This window comes from uncultured Amphritea sp., assembly GCF_937127095.1.
Lineage (GTDB): Bacteria > Pseudomonadota > Gammaproteobacteria > Pseudomonadales > Balneatricaceae > Amphritea.
In genome coordinates this window covers 1-10,636 of record NZ_CAKZLP010000010.1, presented here as the reverse complement: position 1 = coordinate 10,636, position 10,636 = coordinate 1, and the positions used below count along the sequence as shown (strand labels likewise).

General features: G+C 47.5%; 8 protein-coding genes. 3 read left to right on the top strand and 5 right to left on the bottom strand.

What is annotated here, in order from left to right; translation table 11 throughout:
* Positions 1 to 415 precede the first annotated feature (415 nt).
* Positions 416 to 895, top strand: coding sequence for a DUF2489 domain-containing protein (locus tag Q0499_RS02530; protein ID WP_299195710.1), 480 nt, complete (start codon positions 416 to 418; stop codon positions 893 to 895).
* A gap of 7 nt (positions 896 to 902) precedes the next feature.
* Positions 903 to 1,277, top strand: a complete 375-nt coding sequence (locus tag Q0499_RS02525) for a hypothetical protein (protein ID WP_299195708.1) — start codon at positions 903 to 905, stop codon at positions 1,275 to 1,277.
* Here Q0499_RS02525 and Q0499_RS02520 read toward each other — a convergent pair.
* The 5 genes from Q0499_RS02520 to Q0499_RS02500 form a co-directional block, all read right to left on the bottom strand.
* Complete coding sequence (locus Q0499_RS02520) at positions 1,274 to 3,970, bottom strand: ATP-binding protein (RefSeq protein WP_299195706.1); 2,697 nt, start codon at positions 3,968 to 3,970, stop codon at positions 1,274 to 1,276. The two genes, Q0499_RS02525 and Q0499_RS02520, sit on opposite strands and share 4 nt — an antisense overlap.
* A complete protein-coding gene (locus Q0499_RS02515; protein WP_299195704.1) occupies positions 3,967 to 4,929 on the bottom strand; it encodes an ABC transporter substrate binding protein in 963 nt (320 codons plus the stop codon). Before Q0499_RS02515 ends, Q0499_RS02520 begins: the two co-directional genes overlap by 4 nt.
* A gap of 17 nt (positions 4,930 to 4,946) precedes the next feature.
* Entirely contained in the window at positions 4,947 to 7,106 is a 2,160-nt protein-coding gene (locus Q0499_RS02510) for a TonB-dependent receptor (protein WP_299195702.1), read from the bottom strand.
* Between the two features lie 402 nt (positions 7,107 to 7,508).
* Positions 7,509 to 8,648 (bottom strand): methyltransferase, encoded by a 1,140-nt coding sequence (locus tag Q0499_RS02505; protein WP_299195700.1) that lies wholly within the window; start codon positions 8,646 to 8,648, stop codon positions 7,509 to 7,511.
* A 43-nt stretch (positions 8,649 to 8,691) separates the two neighbouring features.
* Complete coding sequence (locus tag Q0499_RS02500) at positions 8,692 to 9,306, bottom strand: LysE family translocator (protein WP_299195698.1); 615 nt, start codon at positions 9,304 to 9,306, stop codon at positions 8,692 to 8,694.
* A 510-nt stretch (positions 9,307 to 9,816) separates the two neighbouring features.
* Between Q0499_RS02500 and Q0499_RS02495 the strand changes: the two genes are divergently transcribed.
* The gene (locus tag Q0499_RS02495) at positions 9,817 to 10,581 is read left to right on the top strand and encodes a putative selenate ABC transporter substrate-binding protein (RefSeq protein ID WP_299195696.1); all 765 of its coding nucleotides are present in this window, start codon (positions 9,817 to 9,819) and stop codon (positions 10,579 to 10,581) included.
* The last annotated feature ends 55 nt before the right edge of the window (positions 10,582 to 10,636 follow it).

Genomic DNA, 10,636 nt, shown 5'->3' with positions numbered 1-10,636 from the left:
GACGTGGCGAGACGCGACTGCGTCGCTTGCTAGAACGACGCTGCGCGCCTGCTAGTGGTTAGAACAAGCGTAAGAGCAAAAGCCTTCTTAGCGGGGCGGGGGTCATCTCATCCTGTAGCGATCGACGCTAGCATGCCCTTTGGGTACCTCGTCGCGATAGCTTTGCAATGCAAAAAGCCCAGAGAGCGCGCCCGCTAGTGGTTAGAACAAGCGTAAGTGCAAAAGCAAAAAACTGATTAATCAGGTATGGTGTGATCTTTGGGCAGAGAGAATTCGTAAGTGTATAGCTCTCAGCGCTTTGTATCACTCGGCCATGCTTGTTCTAGATACTAGCAAGTGGCGCAGCCACATCTAGCAAGCTGCGAAGCAGCGGTCTAGCGACTGCTTTTATGACTGCTTTTATTGTAGGTACTTTATGTCTGAATCAACGCTTTATATTTTAATCGCGGTAAATCTATTTATTGTGGTGGGACTTATGTTCTTTATTCTGCGCTTATTGGGGCGGCAGAAACAGAGGCGCCTTGATGCAGAAGAGAAGTTAAAGAAAATAGCAGCTGAGGTCAGTGAGCATCGACGGTATATCATTGAGAGTTTGCAAGTGATTGGCCGGGCTATACTGAATGAAGAGATACCGCTGACTGAGGCGAGTATTCGTTGTAAGGTGCTGTTGGATAACCTGGATCCACAGTTAGCCCAGTCAGATGCTTATATTGTCTTTAATGAAGTCTTTGAGCAGAGTAAGCATATTCCCCGGATGGAGGCCTGGAAGAAGCTTAGAGGGCCAGAGAAGCTTGAGTATATAGCCCATATGGAAGCTCTGGAGTCTGATTATAGTCATAAGGTTAATAGCGCTGCCGAATGTTTATTGGCTCAGGACTTTAACCACTATCATTGAGGTGTCGATGGAGTTTGTCGTTGTTTTTCTGGTTAGCCTTGTGATACTTCTGTTGTTGGTTGTTGGGCTTCTTTTTGGTCGTCCTCCGGTCTATCGGCCAGACCGGGCGTATGTCCTGAGGTTGATGCAAGGGGTTGAAGATCGCTCTACGACAGAGCAGGCATGGAGTCTGTTTGTGCACACGCCGATCTCCCATGATGCTGAATTGGAAGTTTTTCGCCGCCGGTGTTACCAGTTTGATCAGGGTGAGGAGTGTGACGTTATTGCCCGACCAGGTTTGCATGGCTACCTCTACGACCTTAAAGGGCGTAACTATATCAGGCAACTGACAACTGAACTGGAGACGTTTATCCGTAACGCCCCGCTCTCGGTCGATTTTTAGTCCAGATACTGTTGATGCGCTATCAGACGCTTAAGCGTGGATAGCAGTTCCCATATCTTTCTTGTATCACGCGCTTTGGCTGCGTCATTTAGTTCTACACTGCAGTTTTCTAATTCAGGCAGTTCAAATAGTCCGGCCAGACCAATTAACTGGTGGCTGTGATCGCGTATGCTCTGCCTGTTGTTATGCTTGAAGGCCTGCTGCAGCGCCTCTATCTGAGATGTCAGTTCTTGATGAAGCTGCTCTTTACTGAGCTGATATTTGACCAGGTTAACACTGCCCTCCGGTCCGTCGGACTGCTGTGTTGTCGGGTTAGTCAATAGATTTTCTTTTTCGCAAAGCATTTCGAGTAGTTTGATCAGACGGGTGTCATTAATCGGTTTGTACTCAATTACGTTAACCCCCGCCTGCCGCAGGGCATGTTCCTCGCTGGATATAACATCTGCAGTAAGCGCTATGATCGGCAGGGTTGGAAAATGCTTACGTACTTCACGGGTTGCCATGATACCGTCCATCTTTGGCATATGCACATCCATGACAATGATGTCTGGTTTTATCTCATGGATCCGTTTTATTGCCTGTTCTCCATCCCTTGCTTCGAAGACGCTGGCACCTGCGGATTCAATAATTTTTCTTAATAGCAGGCGGTTAAAGTCATTATCTTCTGCAAGCAGTACGATTACTCCGGCTAACAAGGATTCAGCACTGTTTTCTGATTTAAGTTGCGGGTTGGTTATATGTGAACGGCACAGCCACTTTTTGAGGATGTCCCGATGTAGAGGCTTGCTGTTGATTGTCAGCAATGGGTTGTTTCTAAGGTGGGAGAATTCCTCTGTATTTCCTGCAAGGGCAGGCGTCAGAAGGAGAATAGGCCCTTTGAACGAGGCGAATATACCGGCTATTTTCAGTTTTTGCTGGTTGGCGATATCGCTATTGGCGCTCAGGCCGAATAGCAGGCCTGCAGAGTCTCCTTGTATGCCTGACAAAGTCTTTTCAAGATCCTGGATTGTTGCGCAAGGGTGAATCTCGGAGACCAGCGGTTGAGTCATCATACTGAGCGACTCAAGGCTATCAGGATGTCTGTCAAAAATAATCAGATCGGTTTTCTGTGGCTGAAATTCAGGGGCCTGTAGAAGTTTGGGGTCTGCTTTTACGCTGAAACTACAACATATCTGAGTCCCTACCTTCTCTTTACTCGAAAGCTCAACGCTACCCTGCATCAACTCAACCAGCTTTTGTACAATAACGAGTCCCAGCCCACTACCGCCAAACCGACGGGTTATGGACGGATCTGCCTGCGCAAACGCATTGAAGAGGAGCGCCTGTTGTTCTTCTGCAATTCCGATCCCTGTATCTTTGACGCAGAGTTGCATAAGCCTCTGATTGTGGTTCTGTTTTATCACCCGAAGAGTGACAAGGATTTGGCCTTTATCGGTAAACTTGATCGCGTTACTGATCAGGTTAGTCGCTATCTGACGCAACCTGGTAGGGTCTCCCACAACGTCAGTATAGGCTGCTTCATCTACCTGATAGGCTAGCTCCAGACCTTTAGCGGCCGCACTTTGTGATTGCATCTCCAGTGCTTCGTAAATTACCTGTTCGGGATTGAGCTGAATACGTTCCAGCTTTATAGCGTCAGACTGTAGTTTGGCAAAATCGAGGATGTCATCGATGAGTGATAACAGCATAGTAGACGTCTGGTTGATAATTCGGCAGTGTTCCTGTTGCTCAAAACTGAGATCCGTTTGTCTCAGCATATTGGTAAAGCCCAGAATCGATGTCAGAGGGGTTCGTAGCTCATGACTCATACGTGCAAGGAACTGATCTTTGGCTAGGTTTGCCTGATCAGCCCGTTGTCGGGCTTTCTGCAGTGCTATATTTTGAGTTTCCAGGTCGTGCATGGTTGTGCGTAACTGTTCGGTCGCTTTCTCTACCTGGCTTTCAAGAATCTGGTTTGAGCTCTGAACCTGTTCGCCGAGAAGGTTTATACCTTTCTCCAGAGAACCAAGTTCGGCATAAGACTGTATTTCAACCCGGGCGTCCAGATCCCCCTCTTCCAATTTTTTTACTACGTTTGTTAGGCTGATTATTGGTTTTGTCAGCGTTTCGGCAAAGCGTGCCGCGATGATAAAGGTACACACCAGCCCTCCTAGCATAAATAACAGACTGTTGGTGATTATCTGGTTTTCACGGCTATGCATCGGTTTGGTCGACATCGCCACGACAACCCAGCCCAATAGTTCACGATCAACCTGCGTGGAGCTTGTTTCTGGAGAGTCACTAACAACGATGCCCTGAGTGGTAACGGGTGTGGTGAATAGCCAGACAGCATCGCCTATCAGGTGGTTTGCTTGCTGCCTTAGGTCGAGCTTTAGCTCGAAATCGTTGGAGCGATAGAGCACCTTACCCTCCGGATCGATAAAGATAACATCGGCAACATCTGCTTCCTGTATTGGGCCCTGACTGAGGGCCGAGAGCTGATGGGTTAGGCCTGAGATCAGGCCGAACTCCGATGCCTGCGCCAGCAAGCGTGACATTGTTTCGCCCCGCTCAATCAGCGCCGACTTGTTGTCAGCTACCCGGGTCGAGACAAAGTATCCTGCCAGAATCAGGGTCATCGCCAGCAACGGGATCAGTGTTATTAATAATACCTGCTGGCGAATCCCGTAACGGTTGTTCTTTATGCTTATCACTGGGTTTCTTCCTCCACAATCTGCTGCTGGAGTCGTTCCGCGGTTTTGATTGACAGTCCGATCTGTCTGGCAACACGCGGATTGGTGATGACCTTAAAATAGGGACTGAAGGAGGGAGGTGGCAGGGTACCTCCGGCGATAAGGTGCAACTGCTCTGCGGTGAATCGGCCAATATCTTCAGGTGTAGTGATGCATGCAGCCACCGCCCCGGCTTTGACATAATTCTCGGTGAAAGCCAGTAACGGGACACGGTTTCGCAGAGACATATATAACAGCCATTTGGCGGTTGTCTTGTTAAGCGTACTTTGATCAGGTATGACCAGAAACAGGTCGGAGCTTGCCATTATCGGCTGAATACGCTGAATAGGGTTATCTTCAAGGGTCAGTGTTTGATAGTTGAGCGTGAAGTCCCTTCTGGCAGCCGCTTCTTCGAGCTCAGGCAGTATATATTCAGAATTTGGCCCAAGGGAGAAGCCTAAATTTTTCAGCTCCGGTTTTATCTGGCTGGCCAGTCTTAGTTGGCGTTCAAGCGGTTGATCCAGAAATATTGCGGTGGTGGTAATCTTTCTTTGTTTTAGCCCGGGAGAGTATCTCTCTGATAGTTGTTTGAATTTCTGGCTGGGAATAAAGGTGCTGATGATGATGCTATTGTTATCAGCAAACTGCATCGCAAACTCTGTCGCCTTACTGCCGACAGTAATAAGTAAAGGGTAGGCTGCGAGGTTGCTTTTAGCATTGTCTCGGAGGTTGTCAGAATAGGAGGTGTTTATCGGGATAGTGGGTCCCAGGCTGATTATTGTCGACGCAACACTCTCATACGCTGGGTTATCGCTACTGAGCAGCAACAGCGCATCAGCCGCTCTGACATTAGCACAGGCGAGCAAAAGAACCATCAGCAAACAGAATATCTGACAGTTGTAGGTGGCTTTTGTGACTACTTCCTGTATAGCTTTCGGCATATCCGTGTGACAGAAAGTTAGAAACTTAGCTGAGCTTGTAGATAGGTGCGTTGTTCAAACATATTTTCAGCATAAAACTCAGAATAGGGTTTATCCAGCAGGTTCTGTACGATAAGCGATAACTCAAGATTATTATTGTCAGATACTCTGAAGGACTTTGATACTTTCAAGTCGGTACGATGGTAGGCTTTATTTGCTGGCCCATAGTCTTTTCTGGTTGCCTCAATCCAGCGTACTGAGCTTAAAAAGTAGTGGCTAAGACTTATTTTCAGGTTTTCCGGTAGAGTCACGCTTGTGAGTAACGAACCAGTGTGTACCGGATTACGTGTGTCTAACGAGTCATGCCAATAATGATCGTAATTGTCGCTGGTACGTTCATCCAGAATTCGATAGCCGCTGCTTTGGATATAACCATAATTTAAAATAATCAGAGGCTTATATCTGCTATTACCCTGATATTTCAGTTGCAACTCTATGCCCTTGTTAGTCCACTCAGACATGTTCGTGTAGGTGAGAGTGCCATCGTTATCACCCTCCCTTTTGGTTTCAGTGATTCCATTATTGATCTCTTCGTAAAATAAACGCATATCCAGATCGCTGTTATATTGCGGCCAGGCTATGAGCATTCCCAGGTCGATAGAATCCAGCTGCTCCGGTTTCAGCTTGGGATTGGGCTCATAGACAGTATCAAAAACCGCCCCAAACAGATCCTGAAGATTTCCATTAGGCAGGGTCAGTGCAGGTGTATAAACCTTGATGCTGGAATTTGACTCCAGTAATGATGGCATTCTGTATGCCCGATTGGCGGATGAACGCAAAGTAATATCACTGTTTAGCTGATAGTTGACCGCGAGTCTGGGGGATACCCGGGTTGAGTTGTGGCCTCCATGCTCTGCAGAGGCTCCCAGATTGAAGGTCCAGTCCGGTATCAGGGTGTTTTCCCAGTGGGCGAATAGCCTATAGCTGTCCTCTGATATCATGTTATGCGTATCAAACATCTGATAATTACGTGCAGCCTGGTAATTATATTCTGCACCGGTTAACAGTTGGTCAAAGTCAGAGGGCGTCGATTTAAAGCTCAGTTCCAACTGGTGTTGTTCTATATTGCCAAATTCTGATGTAACTCTGTATGGGTTAGCATCCAGAAATGCCTGACCCAGAGCCTCTCTGTAAATCTCAGGGAGTCCATTATCGATGGCTACACGGTCAGTGTATTTAACCCTTGCATCGGCAACTGAAAGGGGTGCGGCACTATAATCCGTTAAACTGTGGGAATAGCGAGCTTTCAATTCATTCTGGTTATTTAGCAGGTGTTTCCATTCCATGTTTTGAAAGAAAGATTGGAACTCGCGGCGCTGTGGGTCGGGCAGGTTTGGATTATCGTGTTGACTGGTAATGTCGCCTACCGATGAATAGCCTGAATTGGCGCCCAGATTGATAGTGAAAGTATCGAGTAACGTGGGTGATATGGAGGTATTGAAGGTAAAGTGCCGGTTAAAATACGGGTCTGAATTTCCACTGATGAATTGATTGCCATCGTTACCGGTTATCCCTGCTGAGACACTGAAATATCCCAGCTCATGTGAGGCACTATATCGGCTATAAACGGTTCTGTTATCAAACTCTCCCTGTTGATATTTAATGATATTTTCGCGGGAGGATAGGGCCGAATGAGTAATAATGTTAATCGCACCGAGAAATGCATTTGAGCCCTGGGTTACGGTATTAGTGCCCCGCACAACTTCTATGCGCTCTATATCGTCAATACTGATGGGCAGGCTTTCCCAGATCACCGCTGAGAACAGCGGGATATAGACGGACTGACCGTCTATCATGACCTCCATCCGGGAGGGAAACTTATCACTCATACCGTGATAGGCCACCGCTGATGCGTTGGTGGCGATGTGGTATGACTGCATACCCGGTACCAGTCGGAACAACTCTGATATGGTTGTGGCACTGGATGCATCTATCATTCTGCGATCGATAATGGTGATTGAGGCCGGAGCCTCATTCAGTGTTTGCGGCAATCGGGTGGCCGAAAAGGTAACTGGAAGATCGTTAAGATAGTCAAGCTCAGACAGCTGGGTTCTTTCTCCGCTGAATACGGACAGAGGGCATAGAACAAGGGCAAAAGACAAACTGCATAATGTCCGGCGCAAATTTACAAATGACATGGTAGTGGTTTTTACCTGCAATTAGGTTCGATCAAATCCGTGTGCCAACCCAAATAACAAAAACACCCATCAATATAGCTTCGATAATAAAACCGTTATGTTCGATTATCCATTGCATACTCAAAACCTACGTCTTGTTTATCTGTATCTGATAAACAAATGGCCAGAATGAATCAGGGAAAATATGGGCTACGAATATACCTGATATCACTATACTGGTCGATTCGGAATCAGGCTAACGCGGCAATAAAAAGTAAACATCCGTTTTAAAAAGTAGTGATTTCGTCTTTATATTCTGGAAAACGGGTCTCTAGCATCTACATCTAGTCGCATGGATACACATCAGCGTTAGAGCCGATTGGTAATGGCTATTCAGATTAGCAGTGTTAACCGTCCGGGTGTTTATCGTTTAATCGACTGCAGAATAACAAACTTGCTATTGCTGGCAACCGTCGTGCAGTTGCCAAACAGCTTTTTCAGTTTGAGGTGGTAGTTCAGATGGCGGTTGCCGATAACCCAAAGCTCGCCACTCTGTTTGAGAGCTGCTTTTGATTCGGTAAACATCTGCCAGGCGATAAAGTCACCGATCGCATTCTGCTGGTGAAAAGGGGGGTTGTTGAGAATCAGGTCGCAGCTATCCGGTGAAATGCCCTGTAAACAGTCGGTAACGTTAAACCTAGCTTTGCGGCCAGGGAATGCCCTCTTGAAGTTGTCTTCAGCGGAGGCAACCGCCATATAAGACTCATCGACAAAGTGGAGGGTCGCTTGCGGATTTGCGGTTGCTGCCATCAGGCCGACAACACCGTTGCCACATCCCAGGTCTACAATCTGCTGATAACGGCTATTGGCTGGCAGGTGTTCGATCAGGAAACGCGTACCGATATCGAGTTTTTCCCGGGAGAATACGTTGGCGTGATTCAGAATTACATACGCCGTATTTTCCAGCGTATAGGATTTCGGATAGCTATTAGCGGGCGGGTTTATTGCCGGATTTAACCTGGAGAAAATAAGCCGGGCTTTTTTTCGCGCTAGTGATGTTTTCGTCTCGCCTATAATTGTTTCAAACAGCTGCAGGGTTGAGGTGTGTATCCCTTTGACCATCCCCGCAGCGATAATCTGACTCTGTTGGCTGAGGTAGGGACGAATACGGTGTAACTGGTCTTCTAGCTGCCCCAGGCTTTTCGTAACCTTGAGTAGCACCAGGTCGAACGTTTGCCCATGAGTGCCGTAATCCATCAATGAGTGTCTGAACTCAACGGAGTCAGTATTCAGCTGATTTTGTCTGAGGTTAACTGACATTCCTTGCCGGGCAATAAATGAGTCACTGATTGCAACCGTATGATAAGCGGAGAGGGCGCAGGCCAGTGTGCCGAAGCTATCGTTCAGAATCAGGATACGACTATCAGTGTGCAGCAGCTGCTCATCATGCAGGTAGTTAAGCAGATATTCGTCTGCGGCATCCCAGGCGCGCAAAGTTTCCTGGGGACGGACGGGAAAGCGAGACAGTTCAAAAGTGCCCTGAGGGACAGCAAGGGTTTTCATCGTAGTCCTGTAATCTGAAGAGTAGCGAGATGATTATAAAGCACTAACTGCGTGATACCAGATAAACGCCGGCACCCATCATAATACTCCCGGCACACTGATTCAGTCGTTTCATTGCCGTTGGTGACTGCAGCCGTTTACTGGCCCAGTGAGCACAGAACGCGATTAGCATCAGGCCAAGCATCAGTGCCACCAGTGTCAGACCTGCCGCCAGGGCAATATCATTATTATCGAGGGCTTTCAGATCCATAAATGTGGGTAGAAAGGCGATATAGAAGAGGATGACTTTTGGGTTGGAAGCAGAGATCAGAAAACCTTGAATAAACTCCATCGATGAACGCCTGCCGACGGTGGTGGCTGAGGCGTCAATACTGGGTTTGGTGGTAAAAAGCTTGAAGCCCAGCCACATAAGATAAGCAGCACCAACCCAGCGGATCAGGGTGAACAGTCCGCTCCAGTGTTCGGCAATGGTGGCCAGACCCATACACGCAAGTGTGAGGTAGATAATATCGCTGCAGGTCATTCCCAGTGCCAGCATGAAGCATCGTCGGGAACCCTCGACCATCGCTTTAGCCAGAATAGCAAACACACCGGGACCGGGGGTTATGCCGAAAATAAAGATAGCGATAAAAAAGGTGATGGCGCTTTCGAAAGACATCATGATTCCCCTGAATGAAGGGGAAGTAGTTTACCGTTTGGTGCGATTTAAGGCTATCCCGGTATATGGATTAGTTGTTTAGCTGCAGTTCATTTACGGTTAGCCGTTTGCGGCAGATATCTGTGCATACACGACTTTTTTTCGAAGACTTTGCCCGGTTCAACGCCTGATCAGATCGGGTAATACGATAAGGAGCTCCTCACCTCCCCAGCGATCATAATGATCACTCAGCCGACAATTATTATGTAATAGGTGCTACTTAAAATCAGGTTAATCGAAACCTGATCTGACCACCTTCGTTATCAGTATTCCCCAGCATGATCTTTGTCACACGATGATGCCTCTGTATTCTACATAGCTGTTTGTTTATTTTTTTTATCTATGCATATAAAAATTATCAAACAGATGTTTATTCTGAGTTAGATTTTTTAGCTGTGAAGCTTAAACAAGCTGCATTCATAGCGGTGACTGTGCGAAAATAGCCGCTTTAATTTTACTGATTATTCAGGAATGAAAATGCTTAAAATATTGCTCCGCAGTTTGTGTCTTATGTTGCTGGCCGGTTCAGTCTATGCAACCCCCGCCTTCGTGTTTACTGCTATCCCTGACCAGGATGAAACCCAGCTGAAGCAGCGGTTTCAGAAAGTAGCTGATTATCTGCAGCAGGAGCTGAATACAGAGGTGAAGTTTATTCCGGTTAAATCCTATGCCGCTTCAATTACCGCCTTCAGAAACAATCAGGTGCAACTCGCCTGGTTTGGTGGCTTGTCGGGTGTGCAAGCCCGGGAGCTAGTGCCAGGGTCCCGCGCGGTGGCTCAGGGGGTTGAAGATCCTGAATTTAAATCGTTCTTTATTGTTAATACCAGTACCGGTATTAACCCCTCTGATCGCCTGCCGGAGGCGCTGCGGGGACTGACCTTTACCTTCGGGTCAAAGGGTTCTACGTCCGGGCGTCTGATGCCTGAATATAACCTGCGGGAACAGTTCGGTATCAGCCCTGACGAGCTTTTCAGCCGGGTTGGTTTTAGTGGCAACCATTCCCGTACGATTGCGCTGGTTGAATCCGGAGCGTATCAGGTGGGTGCTCTGAACTATAAAGTTTGGGAAACGGCGGTGGCTGAGGGTAAGGTGGATACATCCAAGGTACAGGTTATCTGGGAAACACCAACCTATCCTGACTATCAGTGGACCCTGCGCGGTGATCTTGATGCCGTCTATGGTGAAGGGTTTACCGCTCGTGTAGAAAAGGCGTTGCTAGCAGACTGTCGGACTTAATCGAATAAAGCCTCTATGAGATAATCGCGCCACCCTGGCAACGACCGGATAACGA

Bases quoted from the DNA above. Each gene is read 5' to 3' on its own strand.
- Q0499_RS02525 (WP_299195708.1), top strand. From the start codon at position 903: ATGGAGTTTGTCGTTGTTTTTCTGGTTAGCCTTGTGATACTTCTGTTG.
- Q0499_RS02530 (WP_299195710.1), top strand. From the start codon at position 416: ATGTCTGAATCAACGCTTTATATTTTAATCGCGGTAAATCTATTTATT.
- Q0499_RS02505 (WP_299195700.1), bottom strand. From the start codon at position 8,648: ATGAAAACCCTTGCTGTCCCTCAGGGCACTTTTGAACTGTCTCGCTTT.
- Q0499_RS02515 (WP_299195704.1), bottom strand. From the start codon at position 4,929: ATGCCGAAAGCTATACAGGAAGTAGTCACAAAAGCCACCTACAACTGT.
- Q0499_RS02495 (WP_299195696.1), top strand. From the start codon at position 9,817: ATGAAAATGCTTAAAATATTGCTCCGCAGTTTGTGTCTTATGTTGCTG.
- Q0499_RS02500 (WP_299195698.1), bottom strand. From the start codon at position 9,306: ATGTCTTTCGAAAGCGCCATCACCTTTTTTATCGCTATCTTTATTTTC.
- Q0499_RS02510 (WP_299195702.1), bottom strand. From the start codon at position 7,106: ATGTCATTTGTAAATTTGCGCCGGACATTATGCAGTTTGTCTTTTGCC.